Source organism: Streptomyces sp. CRN 30, assembly GCF_034105845.1.
Genome location: NZ_JAVRHI010000190.1, coordinates 1 through 23,724 on the forward strand (window position 1 = coordinate 1; position 23,724 = coordinate 23,724).

Annotated in this window: 17 protein-coding genes and 5 pseudogenes; 7 read left to right on the forward strand and 15 right to left on the reverse strand. The window is 72.0% G+C overall.

Annotated elements, in window-relative coordinates:
* From UW392_RS19935 to UW392_RS19945, 4 genes and pseudogenes are all read right to left on the reverse strand, one after another.
* The coding region (locus UW392_RS19935; RefSeq protein ID WP_320776396.1) for a CBS domain-containing protein at positions 1–275 on the reverse strand (275 nt) is incomplete at its 3' end.
* Between the two features lie 61 nt (positions 276–336).
* A pseudogene (locus tag UW392_RS67025) lies at positions 337–1,127 on the reverse strand (GNAT family N-acetyltransferase); the annotation flags it as partial.
* Between the two features lie 156 nt (positions 1,128–1,283).
* A pseudogene (locus tag UW392_RS19940) lies at positions 1,284–1,382 on the reverse strand (hypothetical protein); the annotation flags it as partial.
* A 172-nt stretch (positions 1,383–1,554) separates the two neighbouring features.
* Positions 1,555–2,499, reverse strand: a complete 945-nt coding sequence (locus UW392_RS19945; protein ID WP_320776397.1) for a universal stress protein — start codon at positions 2,497–2,499, stop codon at positions 1,555–1,557.
* 355 nt (positions 2,500–2,854) lie between these two features.
* Here UW392_RS19945 and UW392_RS19950 point away from each other — a divergent pair.
* Positions 2,855–4,581, forward strand: a pseudogene (locus UW392_RS19950) (GAF domain-containing protein).
* 800 nt (positions 4,582–5,381) lie between these two features.
* Here the strand turns inward: UW392_RS19950 and UW392_RS19955 are convergent.
* The 3 genes from UW392_RS19955 to UW392_RS19965 all read right to left on the reverse strand — a co-directional run bounded on the left by UW392_RS19955 (position 5,382) and on the right by UW392_RS19965 (position 9,368).
* Positions 5,382–6,125, reverse strand: coding sequence for a beta-phosphoglucomutase family hydrolase (locus UW392_RS19955; RefSeq protein WP_320776398.1), 744 nt, complete (start codon positions 6,123–6,125; stop codon positions 5,382–5,384).
* 965 nt (positions 6,126–7,090) lie between these two features.
* Positions 7,091–8,707 carry an alpha/beta hydrolase gene (locus tag UW392_RS19960; protein WP_320776411.1) on the reverse strand — a complete coding sequence of 539 codons (1,617 nt, stop codon included), beginning with the start codon at positions 8,705–8,707 and terminating at the stop codon, positions 7,091–7,093.
* A 43-nt stretch (positions 8,708–8,750) separates the two neighbouring features.
* Positions 8,751–9,368, reverse strand: a complete 618-nt coding sequence (locus UW392_RS19965; RefSeq protein WP_320776414.1) for a hypothetical protein — start codon at positions 9,366–9,368, stop codon at positions 8,751–8,753.
* Between the two features lie 960 nt (positions 9,369–10,328).
* Here UW392_RS19965 and UW392_RS19970 point away from each other — a divergent pair.
* A complete protein-coding gene (locus UW392_RS19970) occupies positions 10,329–10,646 on the forward strand; it encodes a hypothetical protein (protein WP_320776399.1) in 318 nt (105 codons plus the stop codon).
* 181 nt (positions 10,647–10,827) lie between these two features.
* Positions 10,828–12,456, forward strand: coding sequence for an MFS transporter (locus tag UW392_RS19975; protein WP_320776400.1), 1,629 nt, complete (start codon positions 10,828–10,830; stop codon positions 12,454–12,456).
* A gap of 156 nt (positions 12,457–12,612) precedes the next feature.
* Here UW392_RS19975 and UW392_RS19980 read toward each other — a convergent pair.
* Positions 12,613–12,942 (reverse strand): annotated as a pseudogene (locus tag UW392_RS19980) (helix-turn-helix domain-containing protein); the annotation flags it as partial.
* Between the two features lie 35 nt (positions 12,943–12,977).
* Between UW392_RS19980 and UW392_RS19985 the strand changes: the two are divergent.
* Together UW392_RS19985 and UW392_RS19990 are read left to right on the forward strand one after the other, a co-directional pair.
* On the forward strand, positions 12,978–13,334 hold the full coding sequence (locus UW392_RS19985; protein ID WP_320776412.1) for an ABC transporter permease subunit: 357 nt from the start codon (positions 12,978–12,980) through the stop codon (positions 13,332–13,334).
* Positions 13,327–14,350, forward strand: a pseudogene (locus tag UW392_RS19990) (ABC transporter ATP-binding protein). The gene UW392_RS19985 and the pseudogene UW392_RS19990 overlap by 8 nt, the downstream one beginning before the upstream one ends.
* 21 nt (positions 14,351–14,371) lie before the next feature.
* Here the strand turns inward: UW392_RS19990 and UW392_RS20000 are convergent.
* The 7 genes from UW392_RS20000 to UW392_RS20030 all read right to left on the reverse strand — a co-directional run bounded on the left by UW392_RS20000 (position 14,372) and on the right by UW392_RS20030 (position 21,770).
* Positions 14,372–15,757, reverse strand: a complete 1,386-nt coding sequence (locus UW392_RS20000) for a DUF3500 domain-containing protein (protein ID WP_320776402.1) — start codon at positions 15,755–15,757, stop codon at positions 14,372–14,374.
* Between the two features lie 385 nt (positions 15,758–16,142).
* Positions 16,143–17,060, reverse strand: coding sequence for a GntR family transcriptional regulator (locus UW392_RS20005; protein ID WP_320776403.1), 918 nt, complete (start codon positions 17,058–17,060; stop codon positions 16,143–16,145).
* A gap of 61 nt (positions 17,061–17,121) precedes the next feature.
* Positions 17,122–17,418: an antibiotic biosynthesis monooxygenase family protein gene (locus UW392_RS20010; protein ID WP_320776404.1), complete on the reverse strand. Its 297-nt coding sequence runs from the start codon at positions 17,416–17,418 to the stop codon at positions 17,122–17,124.
* Positions 17,419–17,437: 19 nt separating this feature from the next.
* Positions 17,438–17,896: a cupin domain-containing protein gene (locus UW392_RS20015; RefSeq protein ID WP_320776405.1), complete on the reverse strand. Its 459-nt coding sequence runs from the start codon at positions 17,894–17,896 to the stop codon at positions 17,438–17,440.
* 22 nt (positions 17,897–17,918) lie between these two features.
* Positions 17,919–19,289: an NAD-dependent succinate-semialdehyde dehydrogenase gene (locus UW392_RS20020; RefSeq protein ID WP_320776406.1), complete on the reverse strand. Its 1,371-nt coding sequence runs from the start codon at positions 19,287–19,289 to the stop codon at positions 17,919–17,921.
* A complete protein-coding gene (locus tag UW392_RS20025) occupies positions 19,289–20,392 on the reverse strand; it encodes an isocitrate/isopropylmalate dehydrogenase family protein (protein WP_320776407.1) in 1,104 nt (367 codons plus the stop codon). Before UW392_RS20025 ends, UW392_RS20020 begins: the two co-directional genes overlap by 1 nt.
* A 22-nt stretch (positions 20,393–20,414) precedes the next feature.
* A complete protein-coding gene (locus UW392_RS20030) occupies positions 20,415–21,770 on the reverse strand; it encodes a 2-hydroxycarboxylate transporter family protein (protein WP_320776408.1) in 1,356 nt (451 codons plus the stop codon).
* 262 nt (positions 21,771–22,032) lie between these two features.
* Between UW392_RS20030 and UW392_RS20035 the strand changes: the two genes are divergently transcribed.
* Both UW392_RS20035 and UW392_RS20040 read left to right on the forward strand, forming a co-directional pair.
* Positions 22,033–22,947 (forward strand): amidohydrolase family protein, encoded by a 915-nt coding sequence (locus tag UW392_RS20035; protein WP_320776409.1) that lies wholly within the window; start codon positions 22,033–22,035, stop codon positions 22,945–22,947.
* 345 nt (positions 22,948–23,292) lie between these two features.
* A partial coding sequence (locus UW392_RS20040; protein ID WP_320776410.1) for an SLC13 family permease occupies positions 23,293–23,724 on the forward strand: 432 nt, incomplete at its 3' end.

Below are 23,724 nucleotides of genomic sequence, written 5' to 3' on the forward strand. Positions count from 1 at the left end.
GCCGTCGCCCTCGCGGCCCGCCGCCGGGCGGCGGGGGTCGGCGCGGTGAACCGGGTGCGGCGGCGGCCGGGCTCCGACCGGCCGGGGGCAGTGGTCCGGTGGGCCATCAGGTCGGTCTCGGAGACGACGCCTATGACCTTCTCGTCGTCGTCGACCACGGGCAGTCCGCTGATCCGGTGTTCCACCAGCAACCGGGCCACCTCCTTGAACGGGGTGCCGTACGCGGCCCGGACCACGTCCGTGGTCATCACGGAGCCGATCTTGTCGTGTTTCATGTCGGTACCTCCTCGGCCGGCTCGGCGGGCTCGGTGGCTCAGCGGAGCCGTCGCAGGTAGAAGTCCTGGCCGCGGGGTTGACGGCGAACAGGCGGCGGGTGAAGCCAACCGCCTTCAGGTGGTGCAGGATCTCCTGGCCCACCGACCCGGGCCGGCGCCCGGCGCCGACGACAGCGACCGCGTCCGGCCGGAACAGCGGGCGCAGGCTGGCCACATCGGCGGCCCGGCCCCGCTCCTCCACGGCCGACAGGTACGCGTCGTCCTGGTCCAGCCGGATGGTGCGGCGCACCTCGGGCCCGTCGAAGTGCCGGGCCGTGCGCAGACCGAGGTCGGCGAAGAGGTCGAGCACCTCACGGTTCTCGCACAGCGCGTCGGTGGTGAAGGCGGTGATGCCGTCCGCGCGGGCGGCGGAGACGAGGTGCTCGACGAGCAGGGTGCCCACCCCGCGGTGGTGCAGACCGGCCGCGACCGCCACCGACACCTCGGCGGTGACGGTGCCCGCGGCACCCGCCGTGTCCCTGTTCCTGTTCCCGTCCCTGTCCCTGTCCCGGCCGTGGCCTCTCCCCTGCCGGTGTCGTATTCGGCGAGGCCGATCATCCCGCCCCGCGTCTCGGCGAGCAGGGCCCGGTAGCCCGGCCACGCCGGGCCGCAGGCTCGGTCGACGGCCATGGCCGCGGACCGGCGGCTCACGGCGAAGAACCGCAGGCGCAGGTTGTCCAGACATATCCGCTCGTACAGGTCCCGCAGCCGTTCGTGGTCGCCGGGCCGGACGGGACGGATGCACACGGTGGTGCCGTCCGCGAGCAGGGCGTGCACCGGCGAACGGTCCAGCACCTCGTGATCGTGCGTCATGGCGGCCTCCGGAGTGCCTCCTCACACTTCGAGCATCCAGCGGGTCGAGGGCCGACTTCCATGGGCTGTCCGGGGTCGGGCGAGGGGGCCGACCGGCCCTTGCGGTTCCTCTGTCCGTGGCGGGTGTGCCGGGTGTGCGCAGCGGGCCGTTGTCGACGGCACGCGGACAGCGATGCCGTCCAGGGCGCCGGCCAGGTCGGGCAGGACCAGGCCGACGGCGCGGGCGGCGCCCGTGCTGGTCGGGACGATACTCACCGGGATGCGGGACAGCACGGTCGGAGCGGTGACCCTGTAGCCGTCTTCCTGGTGTCCGTCTTCCTGGTGTCCGTACGAAACGGCGTGGTCGTGCGGCGCGGCCCCGTCCGTAGCGACGACCCACGGGGGTGCCGGCATGATGCCTCCCTTCGAGGAGGGGTGGTCAGGATGCTCAGCTGTGCGGGACGACAGCGACGGGAACCGCGGCGTGGTGCAGCACCGCATGGGTGATCGGCCCGATGTGCGCGCCCAGCGGGCCGCGCCGGACGCGTCGGCCCACCACGACCAGACAGGCGTCACGGGAGGCGCTGATCACGTGCGGGGCGGGGCTGCCGCAGCGGGCCTGCTCGAACACCTCCACGTACGGGAACTTCTGCCGCCAGGGGCGCAGCGCCTCGGCCACCGCGGCGGCTCTGCTCCGCGCCAGCGTCTCGTGCAGTTCCGGGGCCCCGGCCAGGCCGTACGCGTAGTAGGGCGGCGCTTCCCAGCCGTGCACGACGCGCAGGGACGTGGCCCGGCGGCGGGCTGCCTCGAAGGCGAAGGCGATCAGCGCCTCGTCCGGGCTCGCGGTGTCCAGAGCGAGGACGACGGACCGGAACGCGGTCGCGGCCGACGGTACACCCGCCGAATCCATCTCGTGCTCGTCCGCCGCCTGTTCCCCGGCCCGCACCAGCACCACCGGCCGCTCCGCCCGCGCCACCACGAACAACCCGGCCGAGCCCAGCAGCCACCCCCCGACCCCGCCCAGACCCCGCGAGCCCAGAACGAGCAACTCGGCGTCTTTCGCCGCCGCGCACAGCACCTCGCCCGGGCGGCCGGTGACCTGCTCGGCCGTCACCTCGACACCGGGGTGCCGCAGCCGCAGCCCCTCGGCGGCCTCCCGGACGATGTGCTCCCAGCCTCCGGCCGGGGGCGCTCCCTGCTCACCCTCCTCTTCCCAGTCCTGAAGCGTCTCGGGCCCCAGAAGCGGCGCCTGCGCGGCAGGTTCCGGCAAGGGCTCCAGGACATGCAGCAGTTTCAACGGCCGGTCCAGCAGGTGCGCCTCGCGGGCAGCCCACTCGGCGGCGGCCCGGCTCTCGGCTGATCCGTCGAGGCCCACCGTGACGGTACGGAGCACGGTCCCCTCCTCCTCTCCCTGGTAAGGGGGTCCGAGTCCAGCATCGGGGCGGAGTGTCGCGAAGGGCAGGGGCCACTGGTCCCTCAACACGTCCGACCGGTGCACGCGCGGTTCGGCCCGGTGGGCGCGGCAGTGGGCCAGGGCCTGGTCCACTGCCTTCCTTCACGTCTCCTCACGGCCGTGGCGAGTGCGGGTGCCCGGTCGGCAGCCAGGGCCGTCGCCCTTCCCTGTGGCTGTGGCTGTGGCCGGAACCTCCCTGCGCATGTGAGGACCACGTCCGGCAAACGCTTACAGCTGCTACGGTGAGGGCCGGTGATCCGGTCGGTCCACTCGTGTCGCGCAGGCCGGAGGGGCGATGGGGAACGCGGATGAGCGCGGGAGCGCCGGGCAGCACGATCTGCGGCTCGACGAGTTGCTGAATCAGTTGCAGGCGCGCATCGACATGGCGCGCGGCGCCCAGGATCGCGTGCACGGCCTGCTGGAGGCGGTGCTGTCGGTCGGGCGGGGGCTTGACCTTCCCCAGGTGCTGCGGCGGATCGTGAAGGCGGCCGTGGTACTGGTGGATGCCGAGTACGGGGCGCTGGGCGTGATCGGAGAGGACCGCCGACTGTCGCAGTTTCTCACCGTGGGCGTCGACGAGGAGCGGCGGGCACAGATCGGCGACCTGCCCCGCGGGCACGGCATCCTCGGCGAGCTGATCCGGCACCCCGAGCCGCTGCGGCTGCCGGAGCTGTCCGGGCACCCGGCCTCGTACGGCTTCCCGGCCCACCACCCGCCGATGCGTTCCTTCCTGGGCGTGCCCGTCCGGGCGGGCGACCGGGTCTTCGGCAACCTCTACCTGAGCGAGAAGCGCGGCGCGGCCGGGTTCGACGCCGAGGACGAGGCGGTGCTGTCCACGCTCGCCGTGGCCGCCGGGGTGGCCGTGGAGAACGCGCGGCTGTACGAGGAGACCCGGCTGCGGGAGCGGTGGCAACGGGCCGGCGCGGAGATCACGAGCACCCTGCTTTCGGGGGCACCGGGCACGGAGGTGCTGGCACTGATCGTCGAGCAGGCCCGCCGGATCGTCGCCGCCGACCTCGGACTGATCGCGGAGTACGTTCCCGGGGCGGACCGTCTGCGGCCCGCCGTCGCGGTCGGGACCGGTGCCGAGGAGCGGAGCGGGCTCGTGCTGTCCGCGCGGGACGCCTTCGTCGGAGCCGCCCTGACCACGTCGCAGCCGGTGGTGAGCGCGGATGTGCGGCACGACGTACGGGCGGGCGCCAGGCGCACTGGGCCGGGCTGGGACCCGTCGTCGCCGTCCCCCTCGGCGCGGACGGAAAGGCCCGCGGCGTGCTGCTGCTGGCGCGGCGGGCAGGCGGCGCCCCGTTCGCCGACGCCGACACCGGGCCCCTGCTCGGCTTCGCCGGACAGGCCGCACTCGCCCTCGAACTCGCCGAACGGCGCCGGGACGTCGAACAGATCGCGCTGCTGGAAGACCGTGGGCGCATCGCCCGCGATCTGCACGACCTCGCCGTCCAGCGGCTGTTCGCGGCCGGGATGACGCTGCAGAGCACCCGGCGGTTCGTGGACCACCCCGAGGCCCTGGTACGGCTGTCCCGGGTCGTCGACGACCTCGACGCGACCATCAAGATCATCTGATCGACCATCCTCGGCCTGCGTACACACGGCGGCGCCGGGACGGCGGCGGGCGGAGTGCGCGCACAGGCCACGGAGGCGGTGCGGGCCTCCGCGACCTCCTTCGGGTTCGCACCCGCGCTGCGCGTCGAGGGACTCGTCGACACTCAGGTCCCCGACGAGGTCGCGGACCATGTACCGGCCGTGCTCGGCGAGGCGCTCAGCAACGCCGCCCGGCACTCCGGAGCGCACGCCGTGGACGTCCATCTGCGCTGTGTCGGCGGCGAGTTGACGCTCGCGGTCACGGACGACGGATGCGGGGTGCCGCACGGCGCCGTCCGCAGCGGACTGGCGAACCTGCGGGAGAGGGCCACCGCGCTCGGGGGCACCCTGACGGTGGGGCCGCGGCCGGAGGGCGGCGGCACACGACTGGTGTGGCGGGTACCCACGACGTCGACGGACGGCTGACACCGCTGTTCCCCGCTGTACCCGGTACACCCGGTACACCCGGTACCCGGTACACCCGGCCGCGGCGGGCGCTCGTCAGGGCGCTCTTCCCGCGCCGCCGAGGACGATCGGCGGCTCCGAGTACCTGGCCACCCCGACCCGACCCGACCAGCAGGCGACTCGGGCTCGGCAGCCGCGGTCACCGGTTCCGCCGCCCTCATCCCCCGTCCGCCCTTCCGGACGACGCCGGAGTGCTTCCGCACGCCCGGTGCCGTGAGGGCGACCTGCGCCGAGCCCGTGCTCGGCGATCACATCGGTCCGGAGCGGGAACCGCCGTGCCGCCGGCTGTGGACGGAGACCGCCTCATGCTCCCCGTATGCACCGCACAGGGAGTGTCCGTGCGGCGCATCCGCACGGACACGCGGCCGGATGCGCTCCCGCACACTCCCGGCCGCAGCCACAGTGCATCGACCACGCCGTGGCTTCCCCGGCGAGCCGGTGCACCGTGGCCGAACAGGGGGAGCCGCCACCGCGCCTCACCCGCCGTCCTGGGGCGAAGGAACCTTCGCCCACTTCCATCATCGCGCCGCCACGGCATGGTCGAGCCGGGCCGACCGGTCCACACACAGGGACAGAAGTCCCGTCTTCCGCGCATCTCATCTTTCGCCCGCGTCCGTCCCCAGGGACATCGAGCCGACGTGACAGCGCCCGTCTTGCCGACGACGGACGACGGCTATCTCGCGAGGAGGAGTTGGGCGGCCGGCTCCACCCACGGCTCGGGCCCTTCCGGGCGGCCTGATGGCATCAGCACCCACGGCTTCTCACGCGAGCAGTTCCCCGGGATCTCGTACGACGATGTCGGCACCGTGCCGCAGCAGCCGTTGCCCGGCGTCCGGACCCGGGTCGCGGGCCACGCCGACGACGAGCGCGAAGCCGCCCCTCCGGCCCGCCTGCACACCCGCCACCGCGTCCTCGACGACGGCGGTACGGCCGGCGGGGACGCCGAGCCTGCGAGCTGCCTCGAGGAAGAGGTCGGGCCGCGGTTTGCCCGGCAGGCCCAGCCGTGCCGCCTCCGCCCCGTCGACCAGCACGTCGAAGAGGTCGAGGACGGCCGCCCGGGCGAGCAGTTCCCGGGCGTGGCGGGAGGCGGAGACCGCCGCGCACCGGACACCCGCCCGGCGCAGGGCGCGCACCAGCCGCACGGTGCCCGGATAGGCGTCCATGCCCTGCTCGCGCAGCCGCGCGGAGAAGAGCCGCTCCTTGGCCTCGGCGATGGTCCGCACCGTCTCGGGTAGTGGGTGCAGGCCGCGTGAGGCGAGGAAGGCGGCGGCGCCGTCGAGCCGGGACCGGCCGTCCACGTGTAGCCGGTAGTCGTCCCGGACGTCGAAGCAGCGGCGCTGCCCGGGCTCAGGGGGCGGATGTTCGGCCAGGTAGGCGTCGAAGGTGGTCTTCCATGCGGCGGCGTGCGCTCGGGCCGAGTCCGTGATCACCCCGTCGGTGTCGAACACGACGGCCCGCAGGTTCCGCAGTATGGGAACGAGCATCGCGTCAGGCTCACCGTTCATGCGTGTTCCTCCGGCAGCGCGGCGGATACGGCGGCGTCTCACCGGCCCGCAGGTGGCAATCCCGCCGCCGACGCTTCCGGCCGACCGCACGGTGACGCCGCACCGAGGTTTCATCGTCACGGTGCCATCGGCCAACCACCGGGAGGAAGACCTTCTCGGTCCCAGCCCCGTCGCCGGGCCGCTGACGTCCAGCGCGCCCGTACATGGGCCGGACGGAGCCGACGGTGTGCCGCCCGGCCCCTGGCTCGGCGGCCGCGCGACCGCACCCCTGGGAAGAGGAGAGAACCGGAGCACACGCGGCCACGCCTTGCCGGGGCCTTGCCGGGGCCTGCCCTGCTGCACGCGGCCACCCCTTGCCGGGGCCTGCTGCCCTGCTGCACGCCTCGGGTGGGAGGTCACGGCCGAATCCGCCGCCGTCGGGGCGCACGGCCGGGCGCGGGCGACGGTAGCGCCGGAGGTGAAGGATGCCAGGAACGGCGTCACCCAGGACACGAATCGGGCCGTCGCGGGCCCGGCGTGCGGAGTTCCGTCGCTCGGACCGGAGCCGGCTCTCCTGGCCGTCACGACGTCTGCCGTGGCCGTCGGCGGTGTCCTGTGGGCGGTGGGGTCCGCCGGGCTCGCCGGCCTGTGCTGGGCGTCGGCCACCGCCGCGGCACTCGGTCCCGCAGCCGGCTGGGTGCTGGCCGCACTGCGGCGCGGGCAGGCGGGCGTGGACCTGATTGCTGCCCCGGCGCCGGGCGGGAGCTCCCCTACGATGCGCCCATGGTGTCCCGCGCTCACACCGGCCGTGAGACGACCGGTGCGCGTTGGATGTGGCTGGTCCTGACTGTGGTGGCGGGAGTGCCGGGAATGCACGCCCTGTCACCCGCGGGCATGCCGGCCGCGGGCCGGCACGACATGACGATGAGGCCCTCGGGGTGAGCCGTCCGCGCGGGGCCGGATGGCGGCACCGGTGCCGGCGGGGTTCACCCGCCGGCCGCGACGGTTTTCTTCAGTTCTTCGAGCTGCTGAGTGGTGATACCCGCAGGCCGCATGACGGTGTTCCATCCGTCGACGTACTCGGCCGTGTACTTGTGCCCGTGGCCCTCCGGTACCTCGGTGGCGAACGGCAGGTCGGCGGTGACCTGCCAGAAGGTCACGAAGGGGAACCAGAACATGCCCGGCAGGACGTCGTCGCCCGGAGGCTGGCCGATCCAGTCCGGCCGGTGGAGGGCGAGGCGCGGGCTCCACCAGACGATCGGGTCCGACGGGTGCATCAGGTACAGGACACGACTGCCTGCCCACGGCTCGTCCACGGGTGGGACGTCCGTGTGCGGATCGTTCGTGAACCGCACGGTCCGCCCGTTCTTGTAGACAGGTTGCGCCTCGGGGCTGCCGGCGTCACGGTGGTCGCTGAACTCGCGGAAGAGGGTGTTGAAGTTGGGCGGGCCCGCGAACAACGTGCCCGCGGTGCGGTTCGCCAGGTCGTGCTCGCCGCTGAAGGCGGTCTCGCCGCCGAACGAGCCCAGGCTCTCCCCGGCGACGAACAGCCGGGGGCGGCTGCTGTGGGGCAGCTTCGACCAACGGTCGTAGACGGCGTCGAACAGCGCGCGGCCCGCTTCGCGGGCTTTGCTCTGGTCGACCAGGTAGGAGATCCAGGACGGAAGGTAGGAGTACTGGATCGCCACGGTCGCCGCATCGCCGCCGGTGAGGTACTCGAAGGTGTCCACCGACGCCGGATCGACCCAGCCGCTTCCGGTCGTGGTCACCACGAGCAGATGCCGACGCTGGAAGCCGCCGTGCCGGCTCAGGTCCTCGACCGCCGCGGCGGCCCGGGACTCCGTGCTGTCGGCGCTCTCCAGACCGGCGTAGGAGCGGATCGGAGCCATGGCCGGACGGTCGGTGAACTCCTCGATGGCGCGGGCGGAGGGGCCGCTGCCGATGAAGGCCCGGCCCTGCATGCCCAGCGATTCCCACGGTACGAGTGAGCCGGGTGCGCCCGAGCGCAGGCCGGTCGTCGGCTTACGCACCCCCTCCGGGGTCGTCGTGTCGCGCACCGAGAACGCCTCGTTCGCGGCGGCGACGAAACCGGTCAACAGTACGCCGGTCACGAGGGCCCAGGCGAGGCCGGCCACCACGATCCAGCCGACCGCGGTCGCCGCGCGCGGCCCGATCCGGCGCCTGAGCAGGCCCGCCGTCCAGCGGTACGCCCCGCGCAGGGCGCGTCCGGTCAGCAGGATGAGACAGAAGACCAGTGCCGCGACGAACGGCGAGAGCACCACCAGCCCGACGCTGTACTCGCGCACGCCCATCAGACGGCGGATCTCGTGCTGCCAGTACTGCCCGAGGCCGAAGAAGAGACCGAACAGGACGGCCGCGGCGATACCGAAGGCGGCCCAGGAGCGGAGTCGCGGCGGCCGGGGCTCCCGGTCGGCGAAGGCCCGCCACACCGATGCCGCGAGGACACCGAACCCGTACCCGATGGCCGCGGCGATGCCGCAGATCAGGCCCTGCACGAGGCCGCCGCGCGGAAGCAGCGACGGGGTGAAGGACAGGCAGGCGAACAGGAGCGCGCCCCAGCCGCCGGGCAGTGTGACGAACAGTAGCTTTCGCTGCTTCCGGGACTGTGGTGACGGCGGGACGCGTTCACCGGACGCCGTGGCCCGGGCGGCGTATGTGCTCGCGGACCACCGGTCTGCCGTAACCGGCTCGGCCTGTCGGTCCGTCGCGCCGTGCCGTTCCCCGGGCGACGGGCCGGCCGGTGATTCTGCTGGGTTGCCCGCCATGGCTACCTCCTGGTGAAGGGTTTCCGCTCGACGCGGCCGGTGGCTGTGGTCCGTCCGGCAGCTGCTGCACTCGTCGAGGGGTGCTCCGGCCTGCGGGATCGGTCCGGCCACTGGCCGGCGCATCCGGCTTCGGAAGCGTCCGGTCGCGCGGCGGCATCAGCGCGGACTCGCCCCTCGCCGACTGCTCGTACCGGGCGAGTAGGCGGATGACGTGCACGAGCAGACCGATCACCGGAAGCACCATCACGCGGACGATCCCGCCCTCCTTGCCCCATCCGGCCAGTCCGTCATCGTGCGAGACGTCGGTGATGACGTGGAAGAGCAGCAGGAAGCACAGCATCGCCACGAACAGCCAGAGCACGGTCCGACGAACGTCCGAGCAGCCGGCCGTGGTCGAGTGAAAGTGATCCACGCACGGATTCCCTCCTTCCGCTCGCCGTCCCGCTGCGACCGCATGGCCGGTCAGGTCGGTGGCCACGCCGAAGGCACGACGTGCGGCCCACCGGCCGGTCCGGCGACAGGTCGTCGTACGGGCCCCACAGCCAGTACCCGGGTCCATGTGCCTCCGACGGTAGGGCGGCTGCGCGAAGGGGACCATAGCCCAGCGGGCACCGAGGCGACAGCGCCGCGCCTCGACCACCCGTCCCTGTCCAGCCCACTGTCCGGGTCTCGGCCGTCACCGCTGTCTCGTGAGTCGCTTCTCTGCTCGGACGGGACCGATGGAGCCGCAGGTGGCCGCGCGTCGCGATGAGCGCCGGCCGCCGGCGTGGTACGTCCACGCCCGGACCTCGTCCCGCGCCACGGCCGCGATGGCCGACGCGAGACAGGTAAGCGCCCGGGAAGCGGCGAGTTGCTCGCCCCGCACCGGCCGGTTAGGCAGCGGGGCCCAGCTGATCGGTAGAGGCACGCACCCCGTCGGGTGCGTAGCGGACCTGGTCGCGCCAGTCTGTTCGGGCGAGAGCGCCGACGTGGAGCAAGCCGCGCAGGAAGATGGTGCCTTCCGAGCCGCTCGGGCCGTCGGCAGCAAGCCAGGAGTCGTAGCGGTGGATCAGCCTGCTCGCTGACCAGAGCGTTCTCCAGGACGCCAAGGTGCCGGCCGCGACGGGAGCAGTGTCGTCAGCATGGTGGCGATCGAGCCTGCTGCATCCGCACCTCGAGCCCCTCCATTCCTTCCTGATCCGAACGGTCGAGGCGAAGTGCCACCAGTGCCGCCGTCATGCCTGTCAGGGCTGGCCGAGCGCAGCGCACCTCTCCCCCGTTGAGGGCACCAACTGCCGGACAGAGACGGCGCCATGAACAGCGAGTTGGCGGGTACGTCCACCCCGCCGGCTCCCGGCGGGGAGCAGGAGCCGGCGACCGGCCTCCTGCGGGGCATGCTGGGGACACCGCTCCTGCTGGCCCCGGCGGCCCCGTCCTGGCGGCCCGCCGACTGCCGAGGATGTCCGCACGCGGTGCCGCGATCGCACCGGGGAAGGACGGTGTGCACTGCACAGGCTATGAACCCGACACCGCGCTCGTGCTCTCGGCGGCGTCCGCCTGGGCCTACTCGGACGCGGCAACGCTCCACACGATGCTGGAGACGGTCTGCGGCATGAACGAGGTCGAGGGCGAGACCCGCAGCATGCGGAACGAAGCGCTCTTCGTCGACACACGGGCGTTCTACGTGCAGGGCACGCTGCGCGGGCAGGCGCACGGGGGTGGCCGACCACATGCCGCGGAACTACGTCGACTGCTCCGAGCTCGAGGAACGCGGTGACGAGCTTCCCCTGATCCTGGTGGACGAGTGGCCGCGGCGGCCGGGCTCCGGCCCCTCCCCCGGGGCGGGTGAGGCGCGGGGCGGCCATCCCCGATGCGATGGGTGGGGTGGCAGCGGTACGCCGGCCGCTGCCCGGTCGGCGCCGCCAACGTTTTCGGGCCGACGCGGCGAGGGGGACAACGTGAAGCACTGGCGGGCTCTGATCGTCCTGGGTACCGCCCAGTTCCTGATGGTCCTGGACACCTCCGTCATGAATGTCTCCATCAGCCGGCTGGTGGCGGACTTCGACACGGAGGTCACCGCCATCCAGGCCGTCATCACGCTGTACGCGCTGGTCATGGCCGCCTTCATGCTCATCGGCGGCAGGTTCGGGGACATCCTGGGACGGCGCCGCATGTTCCTTCTCGGGCTGGCCGTCTACGGCACGGGCTCGGCCCTGACCGCCGTGGCGCCCACCCTCTGGGTGCTCGCGCTGGGCTGGTCCGTCATCGAAGGGCTGGGCGCGGCCATGGTGCTGCCCGCGATGGCCGCCCTCGTCGCGCAGTCGTACCGGGGGCGGGACCGGGCCGTCGCCTACGGCGTCATCGGCGGGCTCGCCGGCGCGGGCATCGCGGTCGGCCCGCTGCTGGGCGGCTGGGTGACGACCTACCTCACCTGGCGGCTGGTCTTCGCCGGCGAGGTCGTGGTCGTCGTGGCCGTCCTGGTGTGCCGCCGGGTGATCGTGAAGCAGCCGGTGACCGGCCCGCGCCCCCGGTTGGACGGCGTCGGCGCCGTGCTCTCGGCGGCCGGACTGGGGCTCGGGGTGCTCGGCGTGCTGCAGAGCACCACCTGGGGATGGGTGCAGCCCCGCAATCCTCCGTTCACGGTCCTCGGGTTCGCGCCGACGCTGTTCGTCATCGGCACGGGCGTCGTCGTCCTGGTCTGCTTCCGGCGCTGGGAGCAGCGGCGGGAGGAGCGGGGCGCCGATCCCCTGGTGCATCTGTCCCTGCTGGGCCGGCCCTCGCTGCGGTCCGGCCTGATGGCGCTGCTGAGCCAGAACCTCATCCTGCTCGGGCTGTTCTTCACCATCCCGCTGTACTTGCAGGTGGTGCAGGGGTTCGACGCCTTCCAGACGGGGCTGCGGCTGCTCCCGGTGTCGGCCACCATGCTGGTGACCTCCCTGTCGGCGTCCTCGCTGGGGCGGCTGGTGGGGCCGCGCCAGGTGGTCCGGCTGGCCCTGGCGACCCTGGTGGCGGCCATCGTGTGGCTGCTGGCCACCATTGACCCCGTCATCGACGACGCCCAGTTCGCCGGGGCCATGGCGCTGCTGGGTACGGGCATGGGCCTGCTCGCCTCGCAGCTGGGCAACGTCGTGCAGTCCAGTGCCAACGAGGCCGAACGCAGTGAGGCCGGGGGGCTGCAGTTCACGGCGCAGAATCTGGGCTCCGCGCTGGGCACCGCCCTCATGGGGTCTCTCCTCATCGGTGCGCTGACCCACGCCTTCACCACCCAGGTCGCGGATGACCCACGGCTGTCCGAAGAGGCCCGTCGGCAGACCGGTGTCGCGCTCGAGGCCGGGATCACCTTCGTCGCCACCGATCAGGTGCGCTTGGCGGCCGAGCGGGCCGGACTGCCGCCGTCCGAGGTTGACGCCGTCGCGGACTCCTACGCCGCGGCGCAGCTCGACGGCCTCAGGGCGGCGATCCTCGCGGCCGGCGGCATCGCTGCGGCCAGTTTCCTGGTCACACCGCACCTGCCGGCCGGCCGGGACAGCCGCCCGCGGCGACCCGACACCCACGGCCCGGCCAACGGCATCGACTCGACACGCTGACCCGGAGGGTGACGCCGGCGTCCCGCACCAGCCCAGCACAGACACGCCGCGCCGCACCGAACACCGGGCCCGCGCCGGCCACACGGGCGGCGTCTACGGATCCATACTCACCACCTCGGTGGTGGTGAGCAGTGCCGGCACCCCGGGCCAACCAGCAGGCTGGCCCAGCGCGGTGGGGCGAGTGGTGGCCGTCTGGACGACGAAGTCCTCGTCGTCAGGGGTGAGCAGGCGGGGACGGCCTCCCGCCCATCGAGGGTCCAGGCAGGCCAGGCCGATTTCGTTGAACCGGTGGATCACCGCACGCACCGTGTCCTCGTCGGCCTGAACCAGCTGAGCGATGACCGGAACGCGGTTCCCGCCGGCGGACGCCAGCAGCATCATCGCCCGGCGATAGCGCACTGAGTTGGTGCTGCCCCGGCGCACGATCTGCTGCAGCTTCTGTCCCTCCTGGTCGGTCAGTCTGCGCACACGCACAGGCTCCGCCATCACACCCCCAGCGGTCGGAACGGACGTCACCGCCCATCCAACCGTCAACCCGGCGAACCTATGCGGTCACAGCACTAGGAGCCGAACTCGACAACGCCGCGCGCGTCGCCGGCGCCGACTGGTGGCGCACGGTGTCCCGGATCATGCTCCGTCTCCTCGTGCCCGCGATGCTCGCTTCCTTCCTGCTCATCTGGACCCAGATGATCCGCGAGTACGCCCCCGCCATGTTCCTCGCCGGAGCCGAGTCGCAGGTCATCGGCACCACCGCCATCGACCTGTGGACCCAGGGTGAGACCGGCTCCGTCGCCGCCCTCGCCACCCTCCAGATCGCCGTCACCGCCGTCGTCGCCGGCCTCGCCGGTCTCCTCCTGAAGGGGAAGAAGCATGCCTGAGCTGGTCGTCGAGAACATCAAGAAGTCCTTCCACGGGACCGCAGTCCTGGAGGACGTCAACTTCACCGTCGCCGACGGGGAGTTCTTCACTCTGCTCGGTCCGTCGGGCTGCGGCAAGTCCACCACCTTGTCGTGTGTCGCGGGTCTGGAGACCCCCGACTCGGGCACCATCCGCGTCGGCGACCAGGTCTTCTTCGACGGCACCCCGCGCAACAGGGTGCCCCCCGAGGGCCGCAACCTCGGTCTGGTCTTCCAGTCGTACGCGCTCTGGCCGCACATGACGATCGCCGACAACCTCGCACTCCCGCTGAAGCTCCGCAAGGTCACCAGGGACGAGCGACGCCGCCTCATCGACGACGCCCTCGCCAAGGTCGACATGGCTCACCTGCGCGACCGCTACCCCCACCAGCTCTCCGGCGGACAGCAACAGCGCGTCGCCCTCGCCCGGGGCATCGTCTACTCCCCCGGTGTCCTGCTCCTGGACGAACCGCTCTCCAACCTGGACGCGAAGATGCGCGACCAAGCCCGCGTCTGGCTCAAGGACCTCCAACGCGGGGTCGGCCATGTTCATGCACGGCCGCCTCCAGCAGGTGGGCACACCGACCGAGATCTACGAGACTCCCGCCACTCCCGAGGTCGCCGGCTTCATCGGCCGCTGCAACCTCCTGGAGGGGCGCGTCGACTCCACCGAGAGCGGTACCGTACAGGTCGAACTGGGTGAGACCGGCCAGCGCTTGAGGGTGGCCGGCGTCTGCTCCGCGGGGTCGTCCGCCACCGTGGGCCTGCGCTCCGAACGCATCACGCTCACCGACCGCGCGGACGCCCCGCACGACGGTGCCGTCAACGTGCTCCGGGCGAGGATCGAGCAGTGTTCGTACACCGGAGCGCGATTCGAGTACGAGCTCAGCATCGGCGACCTGCGCGTCCACGCCGAGAGCCCCGTCCGGCACACGGACGGCGAGATCAACCTGATCATCCGCCCGGACGACTGCCTGCTGTTCCCCGCACAGGTCTGACCCGAAGCCGGACGTCATGTGTCAGTGGTCGGTCTCCAGGTGGAGCTTGAGCAGGTCCACGCCGTAGTCACCACCGTTGGGCGTGCGGATGATGGTGTGGATGTGCTGCTGGGTGGGGGTGCCGCCCATGCCCATGCCGCCACCGCCAGGGCCGCCGCTCGGCATACCGGTGGGCTGCCCGCTCGGCATGCCGGACGGCTGACCGCTGGGGGCGCCACCGCCGCCGCCCATCTGGGCGTTCTCGCCGTAGGCCAGCGGGGACTGGGCGTCGTACTCGATGAGCACGACCGGGCTGTGCACCCGGTAGTAGAAGGCGGAGGAGTCCTTGGTCTCGCCGATCCAGTAGAAGTACGTGTCGTCGAGGTGCTCCTCCACCTCCTTCATCTTCACCGCGGCGTGGCCGTCGTCCATGTAGCCGACGTAGACGCCGACCAGGTCGAGCAGTTTCTGGCGCTGGGCGGAGGTGAACTCCTTGGCGGCGAGGCCCTGGTAGGCCAGCTTCAGGTTGTCCTGGCCGGCCCCGGCGACCATGTTCGTGCCGCCCTTCTCGTCGGCGGAGATGACCTTCTTGCGCTGCGTCGAGGTCAGGGACCGCAGCAGGGCCAGACCGGCCTTGGTCTCCGGCTTGAAGAGGGTGATCTTCTCACCGTTGTACGTGGCCGAGGTCGGCTCCGAGCCCATGAAGGTCGGGGACATGACGACCTGGTCGCCGAGGACGAAGTAGTTGATGGCCACGTGGTGGCCCTCGTACTGGAAGCCCCAGGGCTTGGACGTGGACGGGGTTCCCATGAAGGTGAAGTAGTAGTGCCCCTCGGTCAGCGTCTCCTTGCCACCACCGTTGTAGTCACCGAGGAAGGCGTTGAGCTTCATGATGTTGCGGGTCCGGGCCAGCCCCTCGGCCGACAGAGCCGCACCGAGCAGCGTGTAGCCGAGGTTCCGCTGCTTCTCGGTCAGATCGCCCATGCGAGCGCCCTCGCGTTCGTAGCCGTCGACGTTGCTCCAGGCCAGCCACTCGTCGTCGTCCACCTCGAACACGGACGCCCGGCGCGCCTTGGCGCTGAGCGCGTCCAGGAACGCCTGCGCGGCCTTCACCACCGCATCCGTCGAGACACCGGTGGAGTGGATCGAGAACAGATCGTCGACGACCGTGCCGTCGGTGGTGACCCCTTCGAAGTCGGCGTACTTCACCTCGGTGGCGCCAGGGCCCATGCCCCCGGCGCCACCGGGCCCACCTGACGGCATCCCGCTCTGTGCGGTGCCGGACGTGGAGTCGGTGGTGTCGGACGCTCCGCCGGAACAGCTGGTCATGGTCGCCACGGCGGCGGCACCGCCGAGCAGCAGGGAACGGTTCATGAACCAGCGGCGCGTGCGCTCGGTGGCGGGGGTACGGGGGCGGTGTGCGTGCATGTACGTGACACTCGCCCAGGACCCTGATTCTTCCGTGAGGTTTTCCTGTCGGACGCCTATGAGATCGCGACGGTGACAGCAGTCTACGGCTCCTGCGGCGCGGACCTCGCCCGCTCAGCGCGGTGGCACAGCACGCGCGTCATGAAGCTGCGGTTCATCTACTGCCCCTACCCGGAACGAACCGGAACCGGCGGTCCGCTCCCGCGGCACGGGGATGGTGAGCGGCTGGGAGGCGTCCGCGGCCAGGGCGGCGGACGCGGTAAAGCCGCTGAGGGATGCCGCGTGTGGCGGACCCTGAACACGGCTATGCACGCCCGTCCATTCGCCCAACCTCGTCGTAGTCAGCCGCAGTGAGGTGAACGCTCACTAACCACGGGGCGCACCGTCATTCGGCGGTACCCGCCCTGCGGCGCGTCTTCTCCTGGCTCACGGACGACAGGTGTTCGCGCAGGTACGCCGATGCCTCGGCGCGTTCCCCCGCCAGGAGGAGGTCGGCGATGCGCACGTGCTCGGCACACCGGACGGCCGCGCGGTCGCGCTGGAGGGAGCGCCGGTACTCGATGAGGCGGCGCAGGCGGTCGACGCGGCGCAGGGAGTCGATGAAGAAGGAGTTACGGCTGCACGCCATGACGACTTCGTGGAAGCGGCTGTTGAGGTCGTAGAGCTGGGCGTTGCCGATGGTGTGGATCTCTCCGCCGACCAGGCGCTGTTGCTGGGCGCGGACGGTTTCCAGGGCGTCGCGGTCGAGGGTGAAGCCGGGTTCGAGGACGGCGGCGGGTTCGATGGTCAGCCGGAAACGGTAGCTGTCCTGGTAGGAGTCCATCGAGGTGAGCATGGGCTGGAACTCCCAGCCGTAACCGGGAAGTCGTTCGATCCAGCCCTCCACGGCGATGCGGCGCAGGACGTGGGCGAGCTGTCCGGGCATGAGGCCGTAGCGGCGGGCGAGGGCGTTCTCGGTGACCCGGTCGGGGAGCCGGCCGTCGAGGCGGTCGGCCGCGATCCGCAGGTACACGTCTTCGGCGGCGTCCTCGGCCGGCGGGAGCGGGGACGCCTCGGTCAAGGCGGGGCCGGTGAGGGCGACGGTGTAGCCGCCCCGTTCGGCGGCGGCCACCACGCCTTCGTCCGCCAGCAGGCGCAGGGCCTGGCGGACCGGCGAGCGGGAGACCTTCAGCTGCTCGGCGAGGGCCCGTTCGACCAGCCGCGTACCGGCGGCCAGCCCGCTCGACGCGATGTGCTCCACGATGCGTGCGGCCGTCCGCCGGGTGAGCGGGGTGGGGCCGTGGGCGGCCGTGGGCGCTGTCATCGTCTGGTGCCTCCGCGTGGACCGGGACCGCCCGGGACCCGGTCGGTCCCGGGCGCCGACGTCATGGTGCAAGGACGGAGTGTACGTGTTCGACCTGCGGCGGAGCCGCGAAGTACGGCCCGGCCAGAGCCCGCCACTTGGCGAAGCCCTCGGAGCCGCGGAAGGTGACGGTGTGGTGGTCGACGGTCTCCCAGCGGACCATCAGCCGGTAGCGCGAGGGGTGTTCGACGCTGCGGTGCAGGTCGACGCCGTCGCAGCCGTCGGCCGCGAGGAAGTGGGGCAGGGCCTTGGCGACGGCCTCCTCGAACTCCTGCTCCTGGCCCGGGTGGACTTCGATCTGGGCGATCTCGGTGATCACAGTGTGCTTCTTCCTGGTGTCAGCCGCGGCTCTCGGCGGCGGCCCTGGCGTGCTCGGCGTCGACCCGGGCGGTGACTCCGGTCTCGACGATGGTGCGGGTGGCGTCGACGGTGGCGTAGATCCACAGGATGCGCATGGGCTCGGTGGCGGAGGCATTGCGGAACCGGTGGGGCATGCCGGCGGGGACGTACGTGGTGTCGAAGCGGGTGACGTGGTGTTCGGTGCCGTCGATCTCCACGATGGCGTCGCCTTCGAGGATGGTGACACTCTCCGGGCAGTTGTGGGTGTGCAGGGTGATGCCCGCGCCGCCGTCGAAGAGGGTCTGGCCGGTGAGGAAGACCTCGGCGCCGACGGCCCGGGTGACCAGCGGGATGGTGCGGGCGCCGCCGCCCCGGCTGAAGGCGGTCAGTTCGGCGGGCCGCAGTACGGCGGGCGGGAAGGAGCTGAAGCAGGGCTCGTCGGCGGAGTGGTCGTGCACGGTGTTCTCCCAATGGGGGTGGTCAGGCGGCCGGGCCGATCCAGACGGTCTTGGTGTTGACGAACTCGCGGATGCCCTCGGCGCCGAGTTCCCGGCCGTAGCCGGACTTCTTGATGCCGCCGAAGGGCAGGCGCGGGTCGGAGGCGACCATGCCGTTGACGAAGACGGCACCGGCGTCGAGGACACGGGTGAGCCGGCGGGCGCGGTCCAGGTCGGACGTCCACAGGGCGGCGCCGAGGCCGTACTCGGTCCGGTTGGCCAGGGCGATCGCCTCGTCGGCGTCGGCGACGCGGGTGATGGCGGCGACGGGGCCGAAGGTCTCCTCGTCGAAGGCGGCCATGCCGGGGCGGACGTGGTCGAGGACGGTGGGCGGGTAGTGGCAGCCCGGGCCGTCGGGGACCTCGCCGCCGAGGGCGAGGACGGCGCCGGCGTCGACGCTGCGGCCGACCTGGTCGTGCAGGGTGTCACGGAGGTTCGCGCGGGCCATCGGACCGATCTCGGTGTCCGGGTCCGTCGGGTCACCGGTCTTCAGGGCCGCCGCCGCGGCGGTGAAGGCCGCCACGAACTCGTCGGCCACGGCGTCCTCGACGATGAACCGCTTGGCGTTGACGCAGGACTGACCGGCGTTGATGTAACGGGCCTTGACGGCGGTGGCGGCGGCGGCCGCGATGTCGGCGTCGGCGAGGACGACGAACGGGTCGGAACCGCCGAGTTCGAGCACCTGCTTCTTCAGGACGGCCGCCGCCTGGGCGGCGACGATCGCGCCGACCTCGGTGGACCCGGTGAGGGTGACGGCCGCGACGCGCGGGTCGGCGATGAGACCGGCGACCCGGTCGACCTCGATGAGCAGGGTGCGGCACAGGCCCTCGGGGGCGCCGGCCTTGCGGACGACCTCCTCGACGGCGAGGGCGCACTGCGGCACGTTGTTGGCGTGCTTGAGCAGCGCGCCGTTGCCGGCTGCCAGGGCGGGCGCGGCGAACCGGAAGAACTGCCAGAAGGGGTAGTTCCACGGCATCACCGCGAGGACGACGCCCAGCGGGTCGTAGACGACGGCGCTCTCGGTGGCGTTGGAGGCGGCGGGCCGGTCCGCGAGCTGGTCCGGGGCATGCTCGGCGTAGTACTCGCACGTCATGGCGCACTTCTCGATCTCCGCGCGCGCCTCCGTGATCGGCTTGCCCATCTCGGCGGTGATCAGCGCCGCGTAGGTGTCCCGGCCCTCGCGCAGGACGCGGGCCATCTCCCGCAGCAGGGGGGTGCGGTCGGTGACGTCCCGTCGGCGCCAGGCGGCCTGGGCGGTGGCGGCGGCAGCGAGGATGCCGTCGACCTCCTGCGGTGACTGCGGGGTGTAGCGGGCGAGTTCGGTGCCGGTGGCCGGGTCGGTGGAAACGATCATCAGGCGGTCTCTCCGGTGTGCTCTGCGTGCTCGATGTGCTCTGCGTGCTCGATGGTGCGGCTGATTTCGGCGGCGAAGTCGGCGGTGCCGAGGGTGCCGCCGATGTCGCGGGTGCGGGTGGCGGGGTTGTCCAGCACGGTGCCGACCGCGCCGGTGATCAGGGCGGCGGCCTGCTGGAGCCGGTCGTCGCCGTCGCGCCGGCCGCGCCAGTCCAGCAGCATCGCGGCGGACAGGATCAGGGAGGTGGGGTTGGCGACGCCCTGCCCCGCGATGTCGGGGGCGGAGCCGTGCTGGGCCTGGGCCACGCACAGGGTGTCGGAGGCGTTGACGGAGCCGCCGAGGCCCAGGCTGCCCGAGAGTTCGGAGGCCTCGTCGGAGAGGATGTCACCGAACATGTTGGTGGTGACGATGACGTCGAACCGCTGGGGACTGCGGATGAGCAGCGCGGCGGTGGCGTCCACGATCAGCTCTTCGAGCTCGACGTCGGGGAACTCGGCGGCCACCTTGCGCACCTCGCGCAGGAACAGTCCGTCCGAGAGCTTGACCACGTTGGCCTTGTGGACGGCCGTCACCTTCTTGCGGCGGGTGCGGGCCAGTTCGAACGCGGTGCGGGCGACCTGCTCGCTGGCCTTCGCGGTGACCTTGCGGATCGAGAACGCCGAGTCCTCGTCGGGCATGAACTCGCCCGCGCCCGCGAACATGTTGCGGTCCGAGTAGAAGCCCTCGGTGTTCTCCCGGACGATGACCAGGTCCATCGGCTCGCGCAGGATGCTCAGGTCGGGGTGGGAGCGGCAGGGGCGGATGTTGGCGTACAGCTTGAAGCGGGTGCGCAGTTCGGCCGAGGGGTTGACGCCGCCCTCGGCACGCGGCGGGTAGTCAAGGTGCGAGACCGGGCCGAGGAGCACGCCGTCGGCCTGCGGAACGCGGTCCAGCACCGCGTCGGGCAGGGTCGAACCGGATGCGGTGAGGGACGCGAAGCCGATGTCGTGGGTCTCGTAGGCCAGGTTCAGGCCGAGCTTCTTGTCGGCTGCGGCGAGCACGTCCAGGGTGGCCTCGGTGATCTCGGGGCCGATGCCGTCGCCGGGCAGGACGAGGATGTTCACGGGGTGCCTTTCATGGGGGTGTTCACAGGCCGACGGTGTGGGCGGCCACGAGGGCCAGGGTGACGGTGAGGCCGCCGCCGATGCGGGTGGCGATCTGTGCGAACGGCATCAGCCGCATACGGTCGGCCGCGGTGAGGATGGCGATGTCGCCCGCGCCGCCCATGCCGCTGTGCGTCGCGGTGACGAGGGCGGTCTCGACAGGGTGGAGTCCGACCCGGCGGGCGACGAGGAATCCGGTGCCGACCATCGCGCACACCATGAGGACGCAGGTGAGCAGGGGTGCCGGCGAGAAGCCCTCGAGCAACGTCTGCCACGGGGTCTGGGTGGCGCTGAAGGTGAACAGCATCGGGAAGGCCATGGCGGCCAGGCAGAAGTCGTAGACGAACCGCGAGCCGTGCTGGAGGCGCGGGGTGACGCCATGGGCGAGTTTGAGGACCACCGCGAGCACCAGCATGACCACCGGGGCCGGCCAGCCGAAAAGGCCATGGGCGAGGACACCGGCCAGGTACAGGGTGACGGCGGTGACACCGGCCGCCGCGACCTGCTGCGCGGTCACCGCGGTCCGTCCGCCGTGTGCGGTCTCGGCGGCTTCCAGCAGGTCGGGGCCGTCTCCGGCGTCCAGGCGGCCGTTGCCGGTCAGGTCCGGACGCCTGCGGCAGACGTGGCTGAGCAGGCCGGCGAGGAGGATCGCGGTGAGGTTGCCCACGAAGATGGCGGGGAGCACCCGGGCGAGCAGCTCGCCCTGCGCGGCGCCGAGGATGCCCGCGTAGCCGATGGTCAGCGGGATGGCCCCCTCCCCCACGCCGCCGGCCATGATCGGTACGACGACGAAGAAGATCGTGTGCTTGAGGCCGAGTCCGGTGGCCGTGCCGACGGCCGTCCCCACCGCGAGCGCGGCCACGCTGCCCGCGAGCAGCGGCACGAAGATCCGGGCGAAGCCGCGGACCAGCACCGTGCGGTCCATGCTCATGATGGAGCCGACGATGACGAAGGCGATGAACAGGCTCAGCACCTTGGTGTCGTCGAAGAACTCGCCGATCGAGTCGAGCGCGGCCTTCGGGACGATTCCCTGGTGGGCCAGGTAGGACGGCACGAGCGTCACGAAGACGGCGGCGCCGCCGATGGTCCGCAGGACGGGCAGCCGCTTGCCGATCTCGGCCAGGGCGAAGGCGAAGACCGCCATGACGCCGATGACCACGGCGAGTTCGCCGGTGACGTGGTGCGTGGCGGACAGACCGGCGATCAGTGCGGCGAGTACGACGAACACCGGCAGCGGCACGATGCCGATGTCGAAGTCCATGCATCGGTGCCAACGGCCGGGAGGCCGGGGTTCCGCCGCGGGGTCGGCGGGGGCGGCGGTGCTTGCGAGGTCGGACATGGGGCGTCCTCAAAGGCGGCTCAGAGGGAAGCGGCGGAGGCTGGTCACGGATGCGCGGGACGGTCGTCCCGGACCGTCCGTGGCGAGTGATCGCCGCAGCGGACGGTGATCGCGCCGCGCCCCGGCACGTCACCGCTGGGGATACGTTAAGCACATCGGTTGGTCTTTTGGAAGAGTGTTGTACCAACACGCGGTCCGGAGTAGCGTCCGAGCGCGGCACATCCGCCCCCTCCCCCTCCCCCAGCTCGCGCGAGGAGCCAGCATGCCCGCACCCGCACCCGCCCCCCGCGCCGTCCAGGTCCTCGGCACCCGCCACACCCCCGGACCCGCCCTCCCGGACGGCGCCTGTGACTCCCACGTACACCTCTTCGGGCCCGCCGACCGCTATCCGTACGCGGCCGATCGGGGTTACCTGCCGCCCGACGCGCTCCCCGCCGACCTGCGCACACTCCACCGGCACCTCGGCATCACCCGTACCGTCCTGGTCCAGCCCAGTCCTTACGGCACCGACAACAGCCGCCTGCTGGACGGCCTGCGCACACTCGGCGACACGGCACGCGGCATCGCCGTGATCGCCCCTGGCACCGCACCGGACGAGCTGCGCGCACTGGACCGGGCCGGGGTGCGCGGAGTCCGCGTCAACCTCGGCGCACGAGCCACCCAGGACCTGGACCGGGCGCGTGAACGCATCGACGCCACGGCGACGGCGATCGCCCCGCTCGGCTGGCACCTGGACCTGCACCTGGGCGCCGCCGCGCTGGCGGCCTTCGAGGACCTCCTGCCCCGGCTCCCCGTCCCGGTGGTGCTCGACCACTTCGCCGGCTACAGGGCGCGGACCCCCTCGGCCACCGGAACACTGGCACGGACCCTGCGGCTGCTGGCGACCGGACGGGTGTGGGTGAAGTTGTCCGCGCCGTACCGCGCGGCCGGCGGCGGCGACCACGACGCTCTGACACCGGCCCTGGCCGCCCTCCTCGATGCTCGCGCCGACCGGGCCCTGTGGGGCTCCGACTGGCCGCACACCGGCGGCTCGCCCGCCAGTCGCCACCCCGACCGTGAGGAGCCGTACCTCTCCGTGGACGACGGCCTCTCCCTGACCCGCTTCAGCGAACGAATCCACCCGTCCGACCTGCGGCGGGTCCTCGTGAACAACCCGGCGAGGCTCTACGGGTGGTGATCGCCGGGTGCGTTTGCCCCCGCCTCCGCTCTTGACGATCAGCCGGGTCTCTAGTTTCCTACCGGCCAACCGGTAAACCGGTTTTCGGTCATCGGGCACGCCCCGCCGAGACTCCCGAGCGCCCCTCGGGTCCGTTCTCGCATGCGCGCTGCCTCCGCTCCGGCACCCCGTTGCCACTGCCGCACACGGCGCACACGGCACCGGAGCACCGGCCGCTCCCCCACACCGACACCGCTTCACGGTCCGGAGCCGCGACAACACGCGACCCCGGCCGGGCGCGTGCCCATCAATCGCTGATCGCACCGCGGCCGCCCCCTCGGCGGTCTCACCCTGCCCCAAGGAGCAATGATGCTCGCCGTCCTCGGCTTCGCCACCCTGGGCAGCTTCATGCTGCTCGTGATGCGGAAGCACCTCTCCGCGTTCACCGCCATCATGCTGACCCCGATCGTCGCCGCCCTCATCGCGGGCAAGGGTGCCGCGCTCGGTGAAATGATCATGAACGGTCTCGACACCGTTGCCGCGACCGCGGCCCTGCTCCTGTTCGCGGTCCTCTACTTCGGCCTGATGATGGAGGCGAAGCTCTTCGACCCGATCTCGGCCTTCATCATCCGCGCCTCCAAGGGCGACCCGATGCGGATCGTGGTCGGCACCGCCGTGCTCGCCCTCCTGGTCGCACTCGACGGCGACGGCACCACCAGCTACATGATCGTCTGCTCGGCGTTCCTGCCCATCTACCGGCGCCTCGGCATGAACCCGCTGATCCTGGCGACGCTCGCC